Here is a 21,019-nt window from a genome sequence, read left to right on the forward strand (position 1 = left end):
GCCGGTCCCGCGTTCAGTTGAAGGCTTGCCGTTCGCTCTCGGCGATCTCTCTCAGCCAGCTACGAAGGGTTTCGGCCGCCGGACTCAGCACCCTATTGTCGTTCCAGGTCAGATAGTAGCCGCCCGGTGCCGGTATTTCCAGGTCCGTCAGGCGCGTGAGCCGCCCCTTCTCGACCAGGGACCGCACCAGTCGATGCCAGCCGACGGCCACGCCCTGGTCGGCCTGGGTGGCCTGAAGCGCGACACTGAACTTCCCGTAGCGCCGGCCCCGCAGGGGACCGTGCGGAATGTTGGACCGGCGCAGGACCTCGTCCCAATCCGACCATTCCGGATCGACCCAATCCACGTGAACGAGCGGCAGTTCGGCCAGCGTTTCGGCAGTTGCATCCCGATGCTCAGCGGCGAAACCTCGGCCGCAAACCGGATAGATGGTGTCGTCGAACAGAAGCTCGGCCGTTTCGTCCGCCCAGGAGCCAAGTCCGTAGCGCACGCGCAACTCGACCTCGGCCCGGCGGAAATCGCGCGGATTGTCGGAGATGAGGTGGTCGACGGTGATCTCGGGGTAGCGCTGCCAGAAGCCGCGCATGCGGGGCACCAGCCACATCGTGGCGAAGGCGTCGGTACAGGCGATGGTGACGTTCCTCGAGCGGTCTCCCCGCTTGATCGTCCGCACGACCTCGGCGGCTCGCGAAAAGCTGTTCGAGAGTACCCCATAGAGATCCTCGCCCGCGCTCGTCAGCGCTACGCCGGTACCGAGGCGCGCAAAGAGCGGCACACCCAATTCGTCCTCGATCGCCTTGATCTGCCGGCTCACCGCACCGGGTGTGACATTGAGCTCGCGGGCGGCAAGCTTGAACGAGAGATGCCGAGCCGAGGCTTCGAAAACCGCCAGGGTGGTAAGAGAGGGCAGATCGTAATAGCGGCGGACCATGCTGAGCCGGGCTTCTTTCCAAGGTCGAATGGGGCAGCAATTAAGTCAACACGCGCGTGAGACTTTTGCATTAGGACATCGCCCTAGCTTGCAGCAATAGTCCCTGTAACTGCAAGGCCTTAGCCGCAGTATTGTTAAGACAAGCGGAGGCGAGCGTGACCATTCAGGAGAGCACAACTCGAAGGAGCGGGCGTGATGCCCGCCGCGCCATCCGAATGGCGCCCAAGGTCGACATGCTCCCCACGCTCAAACGTGCCTTGCCCGTGGTCGAGCCGATGGATGCCGATCAGGTCGAGCGCATCCACCAGGCGTCCTTGGCCATTCTCGAAGAGATCGGGGTGGTGTTTCGCGATCCCGTCGCCCTCGAAGACTGGAAAAAGGTGGGCGCGGATGTACGAGGCGAACGCGTTCATCTCGATCGCGGCCTGGTGATGGACCTGATCGCCACCATCCCGCCCGATATCACCTATCATGCGCGCAACCCGGCCAAGAATGTGGAACTCGGCGGTCCCAATTCCATCTTCGTGCCGATGACCGGCGCGCCCTATCTGCGCGACCTCGACGATGTCAGGCGGCTGCCGACGAACGAGGATCTCGGCACTTTTCATAAGCTCGCTCATATGATGCCGGCGCTGCATTCGTCGGCGCATCACATCGTCGAGCCGATGGACATCGTGGTCGCACACCGCCATCTCCACATCACCTATTCGTCGATGAAGCATTCCGACAAGATCTTCATGGGGATGACCACCTCGGCCAGGAATGCCGAGGACGTGCTCGACATGTGTGATATCCTGTTCGGCGCCGGCTTCCTGGACAATCATGCGGTGACGACCGGCAACTGCAATGGCAACTCGCCGCTGGTATGGGACCAGGTCATGTTGGGCGCGATGCGGGCATTCTGCCGGCGAAACCAGCCGGTATTGTGCTCTCCTTTCGTGCTGGGAGGTGCGAACACGCCGGCGTCGACGGCTGCCGCGGTCGCCCAGCTCAATGCCGAAGCGCTCTCGGCGCTGGCCTATACCCAGGTCATCCGCAAGGGATGCCCGGCGATCTATGGGCATTATCTGTCGACGGTTTCGATGCAATCGGGGGCGCCGATGGCCGGCACGCCCGAGATCTCCCTGATGAATTTCATGATCGGGCAGATGGCGCGGCGCTACAATATCCCCTGGCGCACGTCGAACCTGCTCGGCGGCGCCAAGGTCTTCGACGCCCAGGCCGGCTATGAAAGCGCCATGACCATGATGGCGGTCCTCATGTCGGGCGCCAACTATATCTGGCACTCGGCCGGCTGGAACGAGGCCGGCATGCACTGCTCGATCGCCAAGTTCGTGGTGGATGCCGAAGTCTGCGCCATGGGATATCGCATGACCCAGGGCATCCAGTGGGACGATTTCGAGGAAGCCCTGCAGGCCGTGCGGGATGTCGGTCCGGGCGGACACTATCTTGGCCATCCGCACACGCAGGCCAATTTCCAGACGGCGTTCTTCATCCCAAAGCTCTTCGACAACAATTCGATCGAGCAGTGGAAGGCCGAGGGCGAGAAGGACATCAACCGCCGGGCGCTCGAACACGCCAGGCATCTGTTAGCCGACTATCAGGAGCCGGTGTTGGACCAGGCTAAAGACGAGGAACTGCGTGATTATATCGCGCGGCGCTCCCGCGAAATTCCGGCTGTTGACGCCCTGAACGACGAATATTGAGCCCGACAATGCGCATCAAGACCATCAACGTCTATAAAGTCCTTCTGCCCGTGAAGGGTGGGATCTACCGGATGGCAAGCGATGACGTTCAATCGCTCGATAGTACTCTGGTGGAAGTGGTGGCGGAGGAGGGGCTGACGGGCTGGGGCGAGACGTGTCCCATCGGCCCGGTCTATCAGCCCCAGCATGCCCTCGGTGCTCGTGCAGCGATCGCCGAGATCGCTCCGGGCCTGATCGGTCAGCAGGTGCAGTCCATTCGGCTGCTCGCCAAGCGCATGGATGAGCGTTTGAACGGTCACGGCTATGCCAAGGCCGCGCTCGATATCGCTTTCCTCGATCTCCTCGGCCAGCAGCTCGGCGTTCCGGTTTCGACGCTGCTCGGCGGCGCGCTGACGGATCGCGTCGAGAGCTACTACTCCCTGATCGTCGGCGAGCCGGACGAAACGGCGCGAATTGCCGCCGACAAGGTCAGGGCAGGCTATCCCCGCCTTCAGGTCAAGATCGGCGGCCGCAGCCTCGAGCAGGACGTCGCAACAGTCCGCAAGGTCTGGGAGGCGGTCGGCTTCAAGGCGCGCATCGCCGTCGACGGCAATCGCGGCATGACCGTGGCTGCCGCCATGCAGCTCAGCCATTTGTGCCAGTCCATCCCTTTCGTGCTCGAACAGCCTTGCAACACCATGGAAGAGATCGCCACCCTGAAGGGAAGGGTCAGCCATCCCATCTATCTCGACGAAAGCACCGAGGATCAGAATGCCGTGCTGCGGGCGGTCTCCATGGGCATAGCCGACGGCTTCGGTTTCAAGGTGACCCGGCTCGGCGGTCTGACCAAGATGACGACGGTGCGTGACATATGTGCCATCCGATCCTTGCCCCACACCTGCGACGACGCCTGGGGTGGCGACATTATCGCGGCGGCATGTACGCATCTGGCTTCGACAGTCGAACCGCGCCGTTGCGAAGGGGCCTGGATCGCCCAGGAATATATTGACGGCCATTACGACGGCGCCAACCCGATAAGGATCGTCGAGGGACACATCGCCGTTCCGCAACGCCCCGGCCTTGGCGTCAAGCCGGAACCCGGCATGTTCGGGCCGGCTGTCGCCAGCTATGGGGGATGATTTGCGAATTGTCGCCAAAGCACCACTGCGGCAACGTCGCATACGAAGCAGCGGCCATGCGATCGTTTGACCGCCATAAGTAGGTCATTGCTCGCTGCAGACGAGGATCCGAAGTTCATGCTTCCACGGGGTGCTCAAAAGGATCTGCTCGCTGGTAGACGCGCGGTCGAAGTAACCGATCTGGATGAAGGCGTTTGAACATTCAACGCCAGCATACGATGAACCTATGCGGCGGCATGATCTCTGCCGGAGAAGGCGGCCGGCAGGGATGAGGAGACCTTATTCCGAAGATCTCTGCGGGCGTGCACGGGCTCGATTTGAGGCGGGGGAAACGATCCGCTCCATTGGACTGGCGCTGAAGATCAGCCCGTCCTGCGTCTCGAAGTGGCGCAAACTCAAGGCGGAGACGGGTTCGCTGGAAGGCACATCAGGCCTGGATCAATCTCATCCGCCTCGTCTTCATCGACGAGACCTGGGTGAAGACCAACATGGCGCCGTTACGAGGTTGGGCGCCGCGGGGACAGCACCTTCCAGCTCGCGTACCGCACGGCCGTTCGGAAACGCTCACTTTCATCGCAGCGCTCCGGGCCGATCGCGTCGATGCACCTTGGGTCATCGATGGCCCGATCAACGGCGAGATCTTCACCCTCTACGTCCAGAGGGTTCTCGTCCCGACCCTCGCCAGGGGCGACATCGTCATCCTCGACAACCTCGGCAGCCACAAGGGCCAGGCGGCACGACGCGCCATCCGGCAGGCAGGCGCCCACCTTCTCTTCCTGCCGCCCTACAATCCCGACCTCGATCCGATCGAACAGTTCTTCGCCAAGCTCAAACACCTAATCAGAAAGGCCGAACCCAGAACCGTAGAGACGGCTTGGCGAAAGGTTGGAGACCTGCTCCACGCCTTCTCGCCAAGCGAATGCAATAACTATCTTACAAAATCCGGATATGCCTCCGTCTAAATGAAGCACGCTCTAAATCCATGCTCAGCGAATAATTAAAATCATGCAAAGTTATATTTAAGAATATCTTCATTCAAATATAGAATAGCAAATAAGAAAGAATTCGTTTCTCTGTCGAATATTCGAAAATAAGAAAAGATTCCTCAACGCCATATCGCCGCTATCGGCTGGTTGTAGCCTCTCCATCCTTGGGTTAACCTGCGGAGCGAGTCGATCTACGAATAGCGGCCGGGGTACGGCATGAATGTACTGCGCAGGGCAGGGGGACCACTGCTCGTCGTGTTCGCCCTCCTTCTTTCGCCAGTTTCGCTTGTGCGAGCCCATGCACAGCTCATTACCAACGGAGGTTTTGAGACAAACAATTCCGGTTGGACGTATGGCGGGGGATCCGGGCGAACAGCGGGAACGTTGTTGGTACCGGCGCACGGAGGAGGCAATTTCGGTTCGCTCGCCCTCAATGGCGGCACAATTTCGCAAACTATCAATATTCCGATTGCGGGTTCTTACCGATTGAGTTTCTACCTGGCGCCACAGATTTCGCTTTCGCTAGGCACCCTCAACTTCAGCGTCCAGCTCGGTGGACAGACCTACCTCGGAACCTACAACGTAACGATACTCGGTTTGGGGGGATACAACCTCTATACGCTCACGGTTAGCCTGCCTGCCGGTTTAACGAGCCTTGTCTTTACGAACCTGCCCGGATTGTTGACGGCACCGCTGCGGGTGGACGATGTATCGTTGGTGCAGATTCCCGGCCCCGTCCCCGGTACGAGCATGATCTCCTATTTGGCAGTGGCGCTCCTGGTGCTCTCGTTGGGACGAAAACATGTTGCGGCCGGACTGAAGTGGCTCAGAGACAATTGTCGGCGCTTAGGTCGCAGGCTCCTTCACCGCCATCGTTGGGAGCGATTTGACCGGACTTAGCGGGCGACCCTAGCGCCAGCGCCCCCAAGGTATTGGCGAGATCGCGAATGAAATACAGCAGCACGAGACAGCGGCAATTAGGATGGCTTTTGTAACCTGCGACAATTGAAGCAGATCTTCGGGCCGCACGAGACGCCAGCGCGCCAGAAGCACGCCGGCGTGGAAGCAGCTGGAGAAATGCAGCGCGGAGACGAGGCCGTTTATGTGTGGCTCGGCGCCTGGCCGGCCGCTTGCTGATCGTGGACGAACCCCGAGATTGTGGCCTGGAAAGGGGTCGTCGGCCGCCCGATCAGCCGGGCCAGGTCGCCGCCCTCATCGAGCAGTGCCCCCTTTGCCACGCCGGCATCGGTGTCCGACAGGATCTCGGCAAACATCTCCGGTACGCCCGCGCTGGCGGCCGCCGATCGGAATTCGTCCGGGGTCATGTTCTGGTAGACGATCGGTTTGCCCGAGGCTTCGGACACGACGGCAGCCAATTGGGCCAGTGCGAAGGAGGCGTCACCCGCCAATTCATAGATGCGGCCGGCATGCTCTTCTCCGGCCAGCACCGTCGCCGCAGCCAGGGCATAGTCGGCGCGGGCAGCGGCCGAGATGCGCCCTTCTGCCGCTGCGCCGATGAGCACGCCTTGGCTCAGGGCAGCGGGCAGGCGCCATGTGAAGACCTCGGTATACCAGCCGTTCCGCAACAGCGTGAACGGCACGCCGGCCTCCGCCAGCGCGGCCTCCGTCTGGCGATGCTCATCGGCGAGGAACAGCGGAGACGAATCCGCGTGAAGGATGCTGGTGTAGGCGATCATGCCGACGCCGGCCTCCTTGGCGGCGGTGATGACATTGCGGTGTTGTACCGTTCGCTTGCCGATCTCGCTGCCGGAGATCAGGAGAAGTCGATCCACGCCGGCAAACGCGCTCGTCAGCGTCTCCGGCCTGGAGTAGTCGGCAATACGGACCTCGACGCCTCTGTCCTGGAGCCTGGCTGCAGCTTCCTTGGTGATATCCCGCACGCCCGCCACGATGGCACGGGCAGGCACCATCTCGAGCAGCGCGTCGATGACGAGCGTGCCTAGCTGGCCGGCTGCGCCGGTCACGAAAAGCTTCGGCGTCGTGGGCATGGGTCGTTCTCCTTGTGGTTCATATCTGGCACAAGGTAATTAAGTGAGACCGATGCCGTCGTGAAGGAGGCAGAATTTTGGGACAGGGTGAGACAGAAGTAACCGTGCCGGCACCTGATACCACACCGAGCGGATTGGTATTGGCGCGCCGGCCCGACGGGTCACTCGACTCCCAATGCCCGGTGCGGGATGTTCTGGACCGCATCGGTGACAAATGGTCGACGCTGATCCTGGCCACCCTCGCGGTGGGCCCGCACCGATTCAGCGCTTTCCTGCGGGCGATTCCGGACATATCCAAGCGGATGCTGACGCAGACCCTTCGCGATTTGGAGCGTGACGGCCTGGTCGCGCGCACGGTGTTCCCCACCAAGCCGCCAAGCGTCGAGTACCGGCTGACGCCCCTTGGCGCCACAATTCTTGAACCGTTGGCATCCCTCGTCCAATGGGCCAATCGAAGCCAAGCCGCAATCAAGGTCGCCCGTATGGCGTTCGATGCGGCTGGTTGAAGCTGCCCGTTTGTCCAACTTCGTTTTCGAAAGGGATTGGAAACAATCTCAACAACAAGAAGCGCTCGCGAAGGGCAACTGAGGGGCCGGAAGCGGAATGTCTGGTTTTGGCGCATTTAGAATTGAAGCGGACCAACCAACCAGACGCTTTTTGAACTCCGGCACCCGAACAGCCGCCGCTGGGCGGCAACGACCTTTCCAGGGACCTAGTGCTCACTATCGACGACGGCGAACGCTGGAGTGTAGGTATGATGTGTCCATGCGGCGCCACTATCGAAATGCTCGTCGTCGATGGCGCGAACCCTCGGTGGGACATTGCCGTCAATGCAAACGGTCGGCCGACTTTGCGACCATCGGTCTGGCGAAATACAGGATGCAGATCGCATTTCTGGTTGCGCTCAGGCCGGATTGTTTGGTGCGGCGATTCCGAAACGGCCTAGCCGCTCTGACTACCCGGATCGATCAAACGAGCCGGGTAGTCTTGCTTATTGTCAGAGGCGGTCACGCCTTTGGAACGGCAATCGCCCCCTCGACCTCATGCAGCGTACTGACCACGCTCTCCAGCAGTTGCAAGCCCTGCATGGCGTGTGGCTTTCTATCGTCGACGCCAAGGCGCTCAAGACCACTTTGCACGAGACTGGAACCAAGGTGCGATCCTGCATTGCGAAGATCGTTAAGGCCAAACAGTGGCCCCATCATCTTCCTTGCCTGTTCCTCGGGTAGGATTGTGCCCAACAGCCGCTCAATAGCCTTTAGCGACGCCGGCTTTTTCTCGCCCTTGGCGAGCGGTGGGCAGTGCGCAAGTACGGCATCAACATCAACGCGTTCGGTGAACAGCCGCGTCACCTGCTTGGAAAGGTCCAGCAGCCCCTCCGTCTCCACACAGCGAAACCGGTGAGCCCGCCTGAGAATATCGGATACTTGGGCATTCTCACGCAGCAGTTCCTGACCGTACCTTTCGCGAAAGCTCGAAGCGAGGTTATTAATAGCCTTTTCAATAAGGGCCTCGGGCGCCTTAGTTGATGCCGGCTGCACCATCATCTGCGCTGAGAACAGCTCCTCTGACACGCCCCCATCGGGGGTGACATTGTGGGCCGCCCAAGTCCGCTGCTCCCAGGGCTTGAGCATGCTGATATCCTTGGCAAAAACGGTGATCAGGCCAAGGTCGTTTACGCCAAAATGGACTGTGTCCGAAGTCGCACCAACACCACCGGTATCTCTCGATGCCCAATGGAGCCGTCCACCGCGATGTCGGAGAAGCGCATTGACCACTCCTGCGTCAAAGTAGAGCCAGCCGATATCTCCATCAAGCCGACCTGCTGCCACTCGGGTACCGTCCGGCTTGGTCACAAAAGAGACTTCATCGGTCGCCTTATCGCCGCGGATGCGCGTGCTGATCGTACCGGGGTCCAGCCACTCCGTTCGCCATATGGCACCCCTTGTGAAGAAGGTTCGGTGAGGATGGGGCCAACCCGCCGGCGCGGTAATGTACTCGAGCTGATCTCGGCCTTTTTTCTCATTAATGGGTTTGCGAGACCAGCCATAGCCAGGGTCTTTCTCGGTCACTGCCGTCCGTTCGGTATAACTAGAGCAAAAGAAACGCATGTCCCGCGCCACGAGGTAGTCGTTGAGGAATTCGGTCTTGATCTCAAGGCAAACCGGCTCGCCGGCATCGTTGCGGGTTAGGCGAACGACCTCCGGCCACCCTTCTTCGGGCCGGTACCAGCGATCGCCTTCCCGAATGAGCCGGAGCGCCACCACCAGATCAGGATGCAGATGCCAAATCTCTTTGCTCGGCTCCTCGAGGTGTTGGGCAATGACCAGGTTGATGCCAAGCTCGGTGTCACCCCAGCCGCGGAACACATCCGATGACTGGTAGCCCCATGATTCCATGCCTGCCCGATGCGGGTTGAGCCCGACATCGCCCCATCCCATCGTGTCTACATCAGCTGACTTAGCGGAATGAACCGCAACGGTCGCTATCCCGTGAAATTCGGTTACAGAAATGACGCCAGGCGGGAGATCGTTAAGCGTAGACTTCGTCACCCTCCGCAGGGGTGTCCAGGTGCGCGCCGCAAGCTTTGGCAGGTCAGCCAGATTGAAGAAGGTCTGCTTGATTGTCATATGTTCTCCCTTACCCGCTGGCGCGGACCAAGAATCGGTACCGCAGTGGGCGTCGTCGCACTAAAATTTAGTGAAAACAATGCTCTTTCCCATTGTGTCGACGGGACGCCAAGAAGATAGTTGTACTTCGATCAAAGTGTGGAGCACGTATGTCTGTTCTAGATATCCCTCTCCGAAAGGCGCTGCAGTTGTTCTATTCGCCCAATTCACTGCGACGATCCATTTTGAAAGAGGACATCCGACTTGATCGCAAAAAGGAGGCGGGCGGTACTAGAAGTCGAGGTGGCGACTTCTACCTACCCTTTTGGTCGGACGTTAAGACGCACATCTCTGGCCGAGGTGACCTAACGCAGTTGACCCAGGATCGCATCCTGTCGAACAGGAACTTCAAAAGACTATATCCGCTACTGAGCGACGGAGTCCTCGAACTGCTTAGCGCAAAACTGCGTTGGTCAAACGAGCCTGTAGAGATCGTTCCTACAAGCATGCACGGCAGCCTGCGGATTGAAAGCTTGGGCGCCACAGTTCGGATAAGGGATGCACTCCATGCGCGCGTCCGGGGGGAATACACACGCGTGGTATACCCGTACTTCAGTGAAGAGCCACCGCTCTCAGAAGAAGGCGGGAGGCTAGGGCTCTGGGTAATGCAACAAGTACTAACCGACGCGGACCCCGCTGATATGCGTGTTATCGATGCCCTGCGTCGTACGTTCTTCTCTCCGCAAACGACGCCGCTGCAGGGCAACGAGGAGACAGTTTTTCATGAAAAGTACAGGACGTTGATTGGCGAGTGGGAGCGACTGAAGTTAGAGTGAGCTAGTGCGCAAATGTCGAGCAGGCTGTTTAGCCTTCAGCTGTCATAGGCAACGCCAGTATGAGGTGAGCTCATGGTGACGGCCTGTGCTTAAGTCCCGTAACCACAAATCGCAGCACTATATCCCAAGGAGCTACCTTTCCGCCTGGTGCGATCCGAATACGCCTGCGGGAATGCAGCCATTTGTGTGGACCTTTGATCCTAGTGGCGGCGTCGGCCGCAAACGAGCACCCCAAAACCTGTTCACCGAGACTGACATCTACACGATCTTCGGGCCCGATGGTTCCCGGGATCTGCGGATAGAGTTTGAGCTGGCGAAACTTGAGCAGGGGCTAAAGACACTCATCACAGACTTTGTAGCCGGCCACCGCCAGTTGCCTCGGCTTCGGCAATCGCAGTTGATAGCCTTCATCGCAGCTATGCACGGGCGCACGCCTGAAGCGAGAGAGATCCAGCGGGCGCTTTGGCGGCAGACCTTGGATGCAGCTGAGGCGAAGACCGTCGCCCTGGGCTCAACCGCAAATTCTGAGGCGGAACTGCGCAACCTTCGAAAAGCGGTGGCGTCGCCCATGCAGTTTTTGCTGCCTGGAGCTATGATGGATGGCCTGCCCACGCTCAGTGAAATGACGATGACTATTATGTACTCCGTTGAGCCGGGCTTCATTACCTCAGACAGTCCGGTAACTTGGTTCGATCCAACGGTGCCTAGGCATAGATTCCTAACTCACAAGAGTTCGCTGGCGGACCCGGGCATCGAGGTGGTGATGCCGCTTTCGCCGCGGCATACGATCATCCTGCATCACCCTATGACGCGCTTCGAAAAGTCGGTGCGATACGTCAGGGCGAGTGCAACCACCGTTGCGGCACTGAACAGACGCACAGCCCATTACGCCCACAAGGCGTTAGTGTCGTGGAGAGACGGGTTTGATCCTGCATGGCGAATAGGAGTGCCAGAACGCCCGGATTGACGTGATTCAATGCGAGCACTTTGCCGGCGTATGTCTGCTTTCGGGAATTCAAACTCACAGATCGAACGGCCGGAATGGGGCGCGTTGCGGACAGTCAAATACGGGGCCGGGAGCGAGCTGGCGGCGCCGGCGCTGGCCGTTCGAAAAACCGACATCATGGACGCCTGTGGGCAGTCCATGATCATGCTGTCCATGGGCTGGCGGCTAGCGCCGGAATGTCAGGTGAATGGTGCCGCTCTCTGCGGTTTCCGACTCCGCCGTGTAGCCAAGCTCGAAGCCACGCAGATCGTCCCAAAGGCGGATGCCGCGTCCGAGCAGGATCGGGACGATGGCGACGTGGAGGCGGTCGACGAGCCCCGCCTTGAGGAAATCGCGGACGGTGCTGGCGCCGCCGCCAATCCGCACGTCCTTTCCACCCGCGACGGCAACGGCCTGCCGGAGCGCCTCGGCCGGCGTGGCGTCGAGGAAATGGAATGTCGTGCCGCCGGCCATTTCGATCGAGGGCCGCTTCCTGTGGGTCAGGACGAAGACTGGGACACGGAACGGTGGCTCGTCGCCCCACCACCCCTTCCAGTTCGGGTCATCGGGGAAGCTGTGCAGCCCGAACATGCCGGCGCCCATGATCTCCGCACCTATATTGTCGAAATAGGCCCTGGCATATCTGTCGTCGATGCCGGTCGTGCCTTCACCGCTGGTGTCCTTGAACACGCGCTCCCGCATCGTCCTTGTCGCGATGTAGGCGCCGACGAGGCGCATCCAGTCGGCGCCCATCGGCTGCTCGGGCGTCTGGTCCGTCGTTGTCGCGAAACCGTCGAGCGAGAGGTTGAAATCGACACGAACTGCCACCGGGGCCTCCTTGCGTGTGGTTGCATGCTCGCCCTGTGCGAGCCAAATACTAAGGCAGATACCTTTATGTTTGAACGCAGACACTAAGGCAAGTACCTTTTTGTCGTTGACCGGAATCCGCGACCGCTTTACGGATGCACATGCCTTACCATTCGACCCCCCTCGACCTTGCCTTTCATGCTCTCAGCGATCCGACCCGCCGCGCGGTGGTGTCGCGGCTTGCCGAGGGCGAGGTGCCGGTCAGTGTCCTGGCCGAGCCGTTCGACATGGCGCTGCCCTCGTTCGCCCAGCATCTCAGGGTGCTGGAAGATTGCGGGCTGATCGCCAGCGAAAAGCGCGGGCGCAGCCGCTGGTGCCGGCTGGTGCGGCCGCGTTTCGACGAGGCAGCGGACTGGATGGAAGCGGAGCGCCGGCGCTGGGCCGAACGGCTGGATCGACTGGAAGCCTATCTGGACAAGACGGAAGAGGACGAGGAAAGACATGGCAAGCCAGTTTGAGACCTGGTCGCTTGACCGCGAGATCGTGCTGGTCAAGCTATTGAACCACCCGCGCGCCAAGGTCTTTGCCGCTTGGATGGATCCCAAGGCACTCGCCCAATGGTTCGGCCCGACCGCCCTCAACATCGAGAGCCACGAAGCCGATATCCGCGAGGGCGGGGTCTGGCGTTTCGATATGGTCGGCATGTTCGAAGGCAAGGAGCAGCGCTTCCCCAACCTCATGCGTTTCCTGGAAATCGTGCCGAACGAGCGGATCGTGATGGACCATGGCACACCCGACCCGGACGACCCCAACCGTTTCCGCGTCACGGTGACCTTCGACGAGCAGGCCGATGGCAAGACGGTGCTGACCATGCGCCAGCTCCACCCCAGCCGCGAACGGCGCCAGGCAGTCATCGGCTTCGGCGCGGTGGGATACGGACTGCAGACGCTGGACGGCCTCGCCGCCTGGCTGGACGGGCGAGCAAAAGCTGGGGCCGACTAGTCGGGCAGCGGCTTTCAGGGGCTGCGTCGAAGGCGTCGAATGGCTGAGACGGGGAACGGGCCGAGGACATCGCCCGCCGCGGCACGCTGCTGCAGAGCCTGAATGTCCGTCCGGTGCTCGATGCCAAGGGCTCCGAAACCGGCATGTTCGAGGTACCGGCCGGTGGCCGCCGCTATCAGGCGCTTGCATTGCTCGTGAAGCAAAAGCGCCTGGCCAAGACCACGCCTGTACCCTGTGTCGTGCGCGAGCCCTCGATTTCGATCCTCGCCGAGGACGACAGCCCGGCTGAGAACACCCAGCGCGTGGCGCTCCATCCCCTCCACCAATTCCGCGCTTTCCTTGAGCTGCACACCAAGGGCCTGAGCGAGGAGGCCATCGCCGCCGCCTTCTTCACCACGGGCCAGGTGGTGAAGCAGCGCCTGCGGCTTGCGGCGGTACGCCGATACGCTCGAGCTTGGGAGCAAGAGCGCGGCGCGATCATGGCGCAGGCGTTCATTCCGCTATGTTTTGCAGAGGGCGACGCCCACCAGTTCGACTGGGGCCGCGAGGTCGTCCTGATCAACAACGCCACGGTGACGGTGAAGGTAGCAAATGTGAGGGCGTGCCACAGCCGGGCCAGGACGGGGATTTTTGGCGTTTTATGATGTCGGAGGTCGGCGATGCCGGTGGCAAACGATTTAGCGGCCTCCTTGCGTATAATACACATTCGTCACCGAAAGCAGGGTTCGCGCTTTGGGCTGTCTGAAAGGCGGCGCCGACCCGTTCCGGTATTCGCCCGCCTGCCGTCCTTATGCTCGCAGTACAGTATTTGGAAAATGATGAGTCCAGATTCTGGATTCTGCTCTCTCCAAGATGACAGCCTCACGGCCGGTCGCCATGAGCAGTGTGCCGGAAACTAAAGCAACTCATTGTTATATCTTATATATTCATAGTTTTTTCGAGAGTTTCCCGTTGTTGGCACACATCTTGCGGAGGCATTCGCAAGGTCCCTCATGCTGTTGCGGAGAACACAATTGGCGCTGCCTATCCCACCACTCGAACTGCTGATGCGGTTCGGCATCGACATCATTGCCGTGCTTTTGCTGATCTTCGGCATGTACTACCGCCGTCGCTACGATAAGGAATTCGCAACGACGGCGGTGATGTTCAACGTTGCGACATTTTCGGTCCTCATCATCCTGTCTTCGGTCGAGTTCGGTGTCGCTGCCGGTTTTGGCCTCTTTGCAATCCTGGCCTTGTTCCGGCTGCGGTCGGAGCAGTTCGACAAGGTCGAAATCAGCTATTTCTTTGCCTCCATCGCCATCGCGCTGGTCTGCTCAGTAACGGGTACGATGCTCGGGCTGGTCGCCACGGTGGTGGTGTTTCTGCTGCTCAGCGCATTCATTCTCGATCATCCCCGCTTCCTGCAAGCCGTCAGTGGCGTGAAGATCGTACTCGACGAGATCGACCATCGCGCCCTTACCGATGAGCCGGCGATGCGCACTGACCTTGGCAAACGCCTGGGAGTTGAGGTGATCTACTATGAAATCAAGGCATTCGACTATGTGAACGAAACCGCCTTGATCAACGTCTTCTTCCGCAACAAGTGACGCCCTGACAGCGGCGCCGAGACAGGCAGTGCCCGGTCGTCCCGTGCGCTCGCGACAATGAGAACTGGAGAGGCTATGCCATGTTCACCAGAGAAAGAGGCTTTCCGATGGGAGGCAGCATTGGCCAAGATGCCGCGGCCCAGGCTGATATGCAGCCCTTGTTCAATTTTCCGGCGCCTCGCACCATTGTTCCTCGCTGGCTGGTTGAACCCTATCGACCGATTGGGCTCGAGCAACTCGACGCAAAGGCCGATATGCTGGACCGGCGTGACAACAAATATGTGGTGCGTGCCGATATGCTCCACCAGGCGATCGGTGAACTGATCCAGCAATTCGATATTCTGGAGATCGACGGCAAGCGCAATTTCACATACGATACCTGTTATTTCGACGATGCGGAACGCTCCGCCTATTTTGATCACCACAAGGGGCGGCGTATCCGTTGCAAGGTCCGGATGCGCAAATATGTCGATGCAGATCTTTGCTTTGTCGAAGTCAAGCTCAAGCATATGCGCGGGATGACGATCAAGGAGCGGCTTCAGTGTCCGGTGGAAATGTACGGGACGATGGACGATGAGGCACGTCAGTTCGTCGCTTCCAGTTATCGCGACCTTTACCGGCGCGAGTTCACGCGTGAACTGCAACCCACGCTCGCGATGCGTTATCAGCGCGCGACGCTCGTGGCCAAGCAGGGTGGCGAGCGTGTAACGATCGATACCGGAATTGTGTTTGCGGGCACCTCGGGATCACAAACCATCGACGGCGATCTGATCCTGGTGGAAGTCAAGTCGGGCAACGCCAACGGCATTGCCGACAAGATCCTAAGGCGGCTGCACCAGCATCCTACCAACACCTGTTCAAAATATTGCGTGGCGATGGCGGCATTGAATGAAGTCTCCAAGTCCAACAAGTTCTTGGGCGCCTTGCGCAGGCTCGGCGTGGTTCCGACCTCGAGCGGCGCATGGCTGGCGAAGCCGTCGCAGCCTGTCAAGACCGCCTCGCTCGAACATCGGCATCCGGCAACCTGTTGAGAGGAAGGCCGTTGGCTGGTTGAAAAAGCAGGGCCACCACGGGCCGGCTGTTATTGGAATGGACATCTACGTATCATGCTGAGCTATATCGAGTGCTGGACAAGAGCGGATAATCCAGACCCGATGCCGATGCAGCCTGCCCGATAGGGCAACGGGAATCTGCGGAGGGCACACCTTGTCAAGCAAGCGCATATTGATCGTCGACGATGAAGATAGCATTCGTTTTGGGGTGCATGCCTTTCTGGAATCGCAGGGATACCGCGTTTTCGAAGCCGACAGCTGCCAGAAGGCGAAGGAGCTGTTTCAGGCGTCCACACCGGACGCCGCGGTTATCGATTACCGGTTACACGATGGCACCGCCCTCGATCTGTTGCGCGCATTCAAGCAGGTCGACCCCGGTGTTCCCCTCATCGTGCTGACGGCCTATGGCACCATTGAACTGGCGGTTGAGGCGGTCAAGGAAGGCGCCGAGCAATTCCTGACCAAGCCTATCGAACTGCCCGTGCTGCATGCCATCCTGAAGCGCTTGTTCGCCAATCAGCGGCTTCAGCGTCAGCAGCGCGCCGTCGCCACCCGTGAAAGCCGCGAACGTGTCGATCCGTTTGCCGGCCAAAGCGCGGCGATCGAAAAACTGGCGGCTCAAGCGATCAAGATACGTGGTACATCGAGCCCAGTCCTCATTCTGGGAGAGACAGGCAGCGGCAAGAGCCAGCTTGCAAAATGGCTGCATCGCAATGGTCCGCGCGCCGAAGAGCCGTTCGTCGACCTCAACTGCGCGGGACTGTCCCATGACTTTCTCGAAGCCGAGTTATTCGGGCACGAAAAGGGCGCCTTCACCGGCGCCGTAATCGCCAAGTGCGGGTTGCTGGAAGTCGCCGATGGCGGAACCGTGTTCCTCGACGAGATCGGCGACATGGATATGCGCGTGCAATCCAAATTGCTGAAGGCGCTGGAAGAAAAGCGTTTTCGCCGCCTGGGCGCAGTTCGCGAGCGCGAGATCGACATTGCACTCATTGCAGCCACCCACAAGGATCTGGCCGAGGAAGTCGGGAAAGGCACTTTTCGCAGCGATCTCTATTTTCGGATCAGCGCGATTCCGCTTCTGGTTCCTGCCCTGCGCGATCGGATAGAGGATATTCCCGTGCTTGCCAGCACGTTGCTAGCCCAAATTCCGGCCAGCCGTGGTCGCCAGCTGGACCTATCCGACGAGGCGATGGGAACTCTCTGCAGCTATGGGTGGCCTGGGAACATACGCGAACTGCGAAATGTGCTCGAGCGTGCGACATTGCTGTGTGAACACGACCGCATCAAGCCGCATGACCTGCGCTTCAACCTCATGCCCGGTGGGACCTTGGCCAGCCCCGATACCAACCTCACGCTCGAAGAGGTCGAACGGCAACATATCGAACGCGTCCTGGCGGAAGAGGAGGGCAGGGTGGCGCAGGCGGCGCTACGCCTTGCCGTCCCACGCAGCACGCTGTACCTGAAAATCAAGAGCTACGGCATCAAGACGTCGTAAAAGGCCTGTTACCGGCCGCCATTCCGCAGCTTGGACCTGGATATTGGCGTCCTTCTGCGGTCGCAGGGGCGATATGTTCAAGGTCAAGATTTACGCCAGCATCACCATCATCGTTACGCTCGGCTTGCTGGTGCTGCTGCACGTCTACCGCAATCTGGACAGTGTCGCCGGCTATTTGGCGACGCTCGACAGCGTCAGCGTGCCGTTCAGTATCGCCGCGCTGGAGATGGAGAAGAATGCCGAGGAATATACGAACGGGGTGTTGCGCTATGTCCGGGACCCCCAGCCCAAAGTCAAAGCCGAGATAGCACGGGACGATGAGGACTTTACCGGACGCCATGCCATCTACATGCAACTCGCTACGAGCGATCGGGCACGCGGATTGGGGCGCGAGGTCCGTGCACAGCAAAAAAGGCTCGTCGCTGCCGGCGTAGAACTGATGGACGAGCGCGACCGGCTCGACGCGATATTCGGGGACACGACGGCCCTGCTGGAGGAAATCGACACTCTGATCGACGCCCAACACGAAGGGGCGGCACCGGATGGCCGGCCCGACAGGAACGACAGGTTGCTAGCCCTCACCAACATCGAGGCCGAAACCGCTGAAATTGGTTTCTGGCTGACCATGTTCAAGTACCGGACGGCCGATCCGGAACGCCAGTATCTGGTTAAGAAGGTTGGCGAGCAGCACAATGCCCTGGCCCGGTATCGCGAATTGATCTCGGTGGACCGGGACCGGCAACTCCACGAAGGATTGCGCGGGCGGCATCTAAAGGTATTCGCCAACACCAGGGCGCTGATCGCCGGCGAGACCCGGATCAGCGCGGATGCGCGACGGTTCGCCCAACTCGCCGAACAAATAGACGACATTTTTGACGATCAGATCCAGCCGATGCTGACAAGCAATCTGTCGGAGCCCCAGGACAAGGCGGACACCGCCATCGAACATGTGAAGGCGACGCTCCGATACCTCATTCCTGCCTATTTCCTGGTGGCGCTGGCCGTTGGAATATGGCTCGCCCTCGCGACCAATCGACCCCTGAAGAGGCTTGCCGACGGCACCAAAGCGATCAGGGCGGGCGATCTCGATCATCGTATCGACATCCGTAGCCGCGACGAATTCGGCAGGCTTGCCGAACAATTCAATCTCATGACCGAACGGTTGCAGGAGACCACGGTTTCGCGGGATCTGCTGGAGGCGAATGAGCGAGAGTTGCAGCAGAGCGTGGGAGACCTGCGCCAGGAGATTGCCGACCGTAAGCAAGCCGAACGGGAACGGGAAGCGTTGCAGGCGAAACTGCGGCGCAGCGAAACTCTGGCGACTATGGGGCAGTTGGTGGCCGGCGTCGCGCATGAGGTGCGCAATCCCCTGTTCGGGATTTCCTCCACCCTTGATGCGATCGAAGCGAATGCAAAACTCGGCCAGATCAATCCGCGCTTCAGCAGCGTGTTGCGTCGCGAGGTGAACCGGCTGAACAAACTGATGTCCGCCTTGCTCGAATATGGCCGCACATCACCGGATGATCGCGCGGTTGAATCGGTGGCCAAGGGACTCGTGGAGGCCCTCCGCTCCTGCCGGGCGGCTGCCGAGGCCGTGGGTGTCACTCTCGTCAATCGGGTATCGGAAGACGCCCTGGTGATGATGAACTACGACCGCTTGGTGCAGGTGCACGTCAATCTGATCGAAAATGCGCTGCAGCATGCGCCTAGGGGATCGGAGGTGATCGTCACCACGCGGGCGACGGTGGATGAAGGCGGAAGCCGATGGATCGAGTATTGCGTCGCCGATTCAGGCCCCGGGCTTGCGGCCGAGGATTTGCCGCATCTGTTCGATCCATTCTTTACGCGACGACGCGGAGGTACTGGGCTCGGACTCGCCATCGTTCGGCGGATCGTTGACGAGCATCACGGCGTCGTCGAGCCCGGCGACAATCCAAAGGGCGGCACTGTCATGATCGTACGCCTGCCGGCGGCAGTGTCGAAAGATTGAGATGCCGCCGCCTATCGCCGGCCACGGCCGTTCGCCAGCGGTGGCCGGTTTCGCTGCCCAAGGTCTTGGGAGCGATGCCGCCCGAGACGCGGCCGTCGCGTTCGCCCGGCGTCGAGGACATTGATCGCCGAACGGTCCATTGCAGATCCTGAATGCTGTTCTCTTTTTTGACCGGACCTTTACGCGCAACGGTTTTCATCTATGACCGCTATGTGACAATTCTACAGCCGGATTCGATGCATGCTCAGCTGGTTCAAGAAGCTCCTGCCGCGTGAGGACAAGTTCTTTCACCTGTTCGAGCGCCATTCGAAGACGGTCGTCGGCGCAGCAGAGGCGATGAAGGCGATGCTGGCGGGCGAGGGCGATATCGAAAAGCACTGTAGCCGCATCGTGGAGCTCGAAGACGAGGCAGACGAGATCACCCGCGAGGTGCTGCTTGCAACCCGCCGCAGCTTCATAACGCCGTTCGATCGCGGCGACATCAAGGATCTGATCCAGTCCATGGATGATGCGATCGACATGCTCAACAAGACGGTGAAGACCATTCGGCGCTTCGAACAGCACGTATTCGAGCCTGGCATGCGGGAAATGGGTGTGCTGATCGCCGAGGCTGCGCATCTGGTCGCCGAAGCGATACCGCTGCTCACGCAGATCGGGCCGAATTCGGCAAGGCTCAGCGCCCTCGCCGAAGAGGTCACGCGGGTCGAGGACAAATCGGACGAGCTCTACGAAGAGGGGCTGAAGAACCTTTTCCGCATCAACGGCACCAGCAATGCCATGGCCTATCTCATCGGCAGCGAAATCTATGGCGAACTGGAGAAGGTCGTCGACCGCTTCGAAGACGTCGCCAACGAGATCAGCGGCATCGTCATCGAGAACGTCTGATGGAAACAGCTCTCGCCCTGCCGCTCCTGGTCGGTCTCATCACCGTCGGGCTCATTTTCGATTTTCTCAACGGCCTGCACGATGCGGCCAATTCGATCGCCACCATCGTTTCGACGCGCGTGCTCAGACCGCATTATGCCGTGTTCTGGGCGGCATTCTTCAATTTCATCGCCTTCCTTTTCTTCGGCCTGCACGTGGCCGAGACGCTTGGTACCGGCATCATCGATCCCGGCATCGTGACGCCGGCGGTGATCTTTGCCGCTCTCATGGGCGCGATTGTGTGGAACGTGCTCACTTGGCTGCTCGGCATTCCGTCGAGTTCCTCGCACGCACTCGTTGGTGGGCTTGTGGGGGCAGGTCTCGCCAAGACGGGCGGAAGTGCCGTCGTGCTCTCAGGCCTTGCGAAAACGGTCTCGGCGATCTTCCTGTCGCCGGCGATCGGCTTTTTTCTCGCTTTGGTGCTGATTCTGGCGGTGTCCTGGATCTTCGTTCGGCAAACGCCTTTCGCCGTCGACCGTACCTTCCGTATTCTGCAATTCGTCTCCGCTTCGCTCTATTCGCTGGGGCACGGTGGCAATGATGCGCAGAAGACGATGGGCATCATCGCGGTGCTGCTGTTTTCACAAGGCTATCTCGGTTCGAGTTTCTACGTGCCGTTCTGGGTCGTATTGTCCTGCCAGGCGGCAATGGCCCTCGGTACGCTCGCCGGCGGCTGGCGGATCGTGCATACGATGGGATCGAAGATCACGCGGCTCAATCCGATGCAGGGTTTCTGCGCGGAAACCGGCGGTGCTTTGACCCTTTTCGGTGCGACCTGGCTGGGCATTCCGGTCTCGACCACGCATACGATCACGGGTGCCATTGTCGGTGTTGGCGCGGCTCGTCGTGTCTCGGCCGTTCGATGGGGGCTGGCCAGCAATATTGTCGTCGCCTGGGTCGTGACGCTTCCCGCCGCGGCGATCATTTCGGCTCTGGTCTACTTCCTGGCGGCGATGTTTGGCTAAGCGATCCATGGA

General features: G+C 60.1%; 19 protein-coding genes and 2 pseudogenes. 17 read left to right on the forward strand and 4 right to left on the reverse strand.

Going from position 1 to position 21,019, the window contains the following annotated elements:
• Window positions 1-13 precede the first annotated feature (13 nt).
• Window positions 14-931 (reverse strand): LysR substrate-binding domain-containing protein, encoded by a 918-nt coding sequence (locus ACIGJE_RS26010; protein WP_415085328.1) that lies wholly within the window; start codon window positions 929-931, stop codon window positions 14-16.
• A gap of 155 nt (window positions 932-1,086) precedes the next feature.
• On the opposite strand from ACIGJE_RS26010, the gene ACIGJE_RS26015 reads away from it, so the two are divergent.
• The 4 genes and pseudogenes from ACIGJE_RS26015 (at window position 1,087) to ACIGJE_RS26030 (ending at window position 5,641) form a co-directional block, all read left to right on the forward strand.
• Window positions 1,087-2,637 carry a trimethylamine methyltransferase family protein gene (locus ACIGJE_RS26015; protein ID WP_415085330.1) on the forward strand — a complete coding sequence of 517 codons (1,551 nt, stop codon included), beginning with the start codon at window positions 1,087-1,089 and terminating at the stop codon, window positions 2,635-2,637.
• An 8-nt stretch (window positions 2,638-2,645) separates the two neighbouring features.
• Entirely contained in the window at window positions 2,646-3,755 is a 1,110-nt protein-coding gene (locus ACIGJE_RS26020) for a mandelate racemase/muconate lactonizing enzyme family protein (RefSeq protein ID WP_415085332.1), read from the forward strand.
• Window positions 3,756-4,156: 401 nt separating this feature from the next.
• Window positions 4,157-4,717: pseudogene (locus tag ACIGJE_RS26025) on the forward strand (IS630 family transposase); the annotation flags it as partial.
• 240 nt (window positions 4,718-4,957) lie between these two features.
• A complete protein-coding gene (locus tag ACIGJE_RS26030; RefSeq protein WP_415085334.1) occupies window positions 4,958-5,641 on the forward strand; it encodes a carbohydrate binding domain-containing protein in 684 nt (227 codons plus the stop codon).
• Window positions 5,642-5,841: 200 nt separating this feature from the next.
• On the opposite strand, the gene ACIGJE_RS26035 is transcribed toward ACIGJE_RS26030, so the two are convergent.
• Window positions 5,842-6,750 carry an SDR family oxidoreductase gene (locus ACIGJE_RS26035; RefSeq protein WP_415085336.1) on the reverse strand — a complete coding sequence of 303 codons (909 nt, stop codon included), beginning with the start codon at window positions 6,748-6,750 and terminating at the stop codon, window positions 5,842-5,844.
• Between the two features lie 134 nt (window positions 6,751-6,884).
• Here ACIGJE_RS26035 and ACIGJE_RS26040 point away from each other — a divergent pair, with 134 nt between their 5' ends.
• The gene (locus tag ACIGJE_RS26040; protein ID WP_415085417.1) at window positions 6,885-7,256 is read left to right on the forward strand and encodes a winged helix-turn-helix transcriptional regulator; all 372 of its coding nucleotides are present in this window, start codon (window positions 6,885-6,887) and stop codon (window positions 7,254-7,256) included.
• Between the two features lie 209 nt (window positions 7,257-7,465).
• Window positions 7,466-7,696, forward strand: coding sequence for a ubiquitination-like system serine protease family protein (locus ACIGJE_RS26045; protein WP_483680797.1), 231 nt, complete (start codon window positions 7,466-7,468; stop codon window positions 7,694-7,696).
• A 61-nt stretch (window positions 7,697-7,757) separates the two neighbouring features.
• On the opposite strand, the gene ACIGJE_RS26050 is transcribed toward ACIGJE_RS26045, so the two are convergent.
• Entirely contained in the window at window positions 7,758-9,380 is a 1,623-nt protein-coding gene (locus ACIGJE_RS26050; RefSeq protein WP_415085338.1) for a hypothetical protein, read from the reverse strand.
• Between the two features lie 149 nt (window positions 9,381-9,529).
• On the opposite strand from ACIGJE_RS26050, the gene ACIGJE_RS26055 reads away from it, so the two are divergent.
• Window positions 9,530-10,195, forward strand: a complete 666-nt coding sequence (locus ACIGJE_RS26055; RefSeq protein WP_415085340.1) for a hypothetical protein — start codon at window positions 9,530-9,532, stop codon at window positions 10,193-10,195.
• An 85-nt stretch (window positions 10,196-10,280) separates the two neighbouring features.
• A complete protein-coding gene (locus tag ACIGJE_RS26060; RefSeq protein ID WP_415085342.1) occupies window positions 10,281-11,162 on the forward strand; it encodes a DUF4238 domain-containing protein in 882 nt (293 codons plus the stop codon).
• A 204-nt stretch (window positions 11,163-11,366) separates the two neighbouring features.
• Here ACIGJE_RS26060 and ACIGJE_RS26065 read toward each other — a convergent pair whose 3' ends face one another.
• Window positions 11,367-12,008 (reverse strand): dihydrofolate reductase family protein, encoded by a 642-nt coding sequence (locus ACIGJE_RS26065; RefSeq protein ID WP_415085344.1) that lies wholly within the window; start codon window positions 12,006-12,008, stop codon window positions 11,367-11,369.
• 140 nt (window positions 12,009-12,148) lie between these two features.
• On the opposite strand from ACIGJE_RS26065, the gene ACIGJE_RS26070 reads away from it, so the two are divergent.
• The 9 genes and pseudogenes from ACIGJE_RS26070 (at window position 12,149) to ACIGJE_RS26110 (ending at window position 21,007) form a co-directional block, all read left to right on the forward strand.
• Window positions 12,149-12,505: an ArsR/SmtB family transcription factor gene (locus tag ACIGJE_RS26070; RefSeq protein ID WP_483680798.1), complete on the forward strand. Its 357-nt coding sequence runs from the start codon at window positions 12,149-12,151 to the stop codon at window positions 12,503-12,505.
• Window positions 12,489-12,989, forward strand: a complete 501-nt coding sequence (locus tag ACIGJE_RS26075) for an SRPBCC family protein (RefSeq protein ID WP_483680800.1) — start codon at window positions 12,489-12,491, stop codon at window positions 12,987-12,989. Before ACIGJE_RS26070 ends, ACIGJE_RS26075 begins: the two co-directional genes overlap by 17 nt.
• 143 nt (window positions 12,990-13,132) lie before the next feature.
• Window positions 13,133-13,603 (forward strand): annotated as a pseudogene (locus ACIGJE_RS26080) (ParB/RepB/Spo0J family partition protein); the annotation flags it as partial.
• 399 nt (window positions 13,604-14,002) lie between these two features.
• Entirely contained in the window at window positions 14,003-14,578 is a 576-nt protein-coding gene (locus ACIGJE_RS26085; protein ID WP_367626363.1) for a DUF4956 domain-containing protein, read from the forward strand.
• Between the two features lie 80 nt (window positions 14,579-14,658).
• On the forward strand, window positions 14,659-15,609 hold the full coding sequence (locus tag ACIGJE_RS26090) for a polyphosphate polymerase domain-containing protein (protein ID WP_483680803.1): 951 nt from the start codon (window positions 14,659-14,661) through the stop codon (window positions 15,607-15,609).
• A 175-nt stretch (window positions 15,610-15,784) separates the two neighbouring features.
• Complete coding sequence (locus tag ACIGJE_RS26095; protein WP_483680805.1) at window positions 15,785-17,128, forward strand: sigma-54-dependent transcriptional regulator; 1,344 nt, start codon at window positions 15,785-15,787, stop codon at window positions 17,126-17,128.
• Between the two features lie 73 nt (window positions 17,129-17,201).
• Window positions 17,202-19,118: a sensor histidine kinase gene (locus ACIGJE_RS26100; RefSeq protein WP_483680806.1), complete on the forward strand. Its 1,917-nt coding sequence runs from the start codon at window positions 17,202-17,204 to the stop codon at window positions 19,116-19,118.
• Window positions 19,119-19,358: 240 nt separating this feature from the next.
• Window positions 19,359-20,003: a DUF47 family protein gene (locus tag ACIGJE_RS26105; protein WP_367626359.1), complete on the forward strand. Its 645-nt coding sequence runs from the start codon at window positions 19,359-19,361 to the stop codon at window positions 20,001-20,003.
• Entirely contained in the window at window positions 20,003-21,007 is a 1,005-nt protein-coding gene (locus ACIGJE_RS26110) for an inorganic phosphate transporter (protein ID WP_367626358.1), read from the forward strand. Before ACIGJE_RS26105 ends, ACIGJE_RS26110 begins: the two co-directional genes overlap by 1 nt.
• The last annotated feature ends 12 nt before the right edge of the window (window positions 21,008-21,019 follow it).

It is taken from the genome of Labrys sp. E2SS-1L, assembly GCF_057073705.1.

Bases quoted from the DNA above. Each gene is read 5' to 3' on its own strand.
- ACIGJE_RS26100 (WP_483680806.1), top strand. From the start codon at position 17,202: ATGTTCAAGGTCAAGATTTACGCCAGCATCACCATCATCGTTACGCTC.
- ACIGJE_RS26075 (WP_483680800.1), top strand. From the start codon at position 12,489: ATGGCAAGCCAGTTTGAGACCTGGTCGCTTGACCGCGAGATCGTGCTG.
- ACIGJE_RS26050 (WP_415085338.1), bottom strand. From the start codon at position 9,380: ATGACAATCAAGCAGACCTTCTTCAATCTGGCTGACCTGCCAAAGCTT.
- ACIGJE_RS26035 (WP_415085336.1), bottom strand. From the start codon at position 6,750: ATGCCCACGACGCCGAAGCTTTTCGTGACCGGCGCAGCCGGCCAGCTA.
- ACIGJE_RS26020 (WP_415085332.1), top strand. From the start codon at position 2,646: ATGCGCATCAAGACCATCAACGTCTATAAAGTCCTTCTGCCCGTGAAG.
- ACIGJE_RS26110 (WP_367626358.1), top strand. From the start codon at position 20,003: ATGGAAACAGCTCTCGCCCTGCCGCTCCTGGTCGGTCTCATCACCGTC.
- ACIGJE_RS26070 (WP_483680798.1), top strand. From the start codon at position 12,149: ATGCCTTACCATTCGACCCCCCTCGACCTTGCCTTTCATGCTCTCAGC.
- ACIGJE_RS26010 (WP_415085328.1), bottom strand. From the start codon at position 931: ATGGTCCGCCGCTATTACGATCTGCCCTCTCTTACCACCCTGGCGGTT.
- ACIGJE_RS26055 (WP_415085340.1), top strand. From the start codon at position 9,530: ATGTCTGTTCTAGATATCCCTCTCCGAAAGGCGCTGCAGTTGTTCTAT.
- ACIGJE_RS26105 (WP_367626359.1), top strand. From the start codon at position 19,359: ATGCTCAGCTGGTTCAAGAAGCTCCTGCCGCGTGAGGACAAGTTCTTT.
- ACIGJE_RS26030 (WP_415085334.1), top strand. From the start codon at position 4,958: ATGAATGTACTGCGCAGGGCAGGGGGACCACTGCTCGTCGTGTTCGCC.
- ACIGJE_RS26090 (WP_483680803.1), top strand. From the start codon at position 14,659: ATGTTCACCAGAGAAAGAGGCTTTCCGATGGGAGGCAGCATTGGCCAA.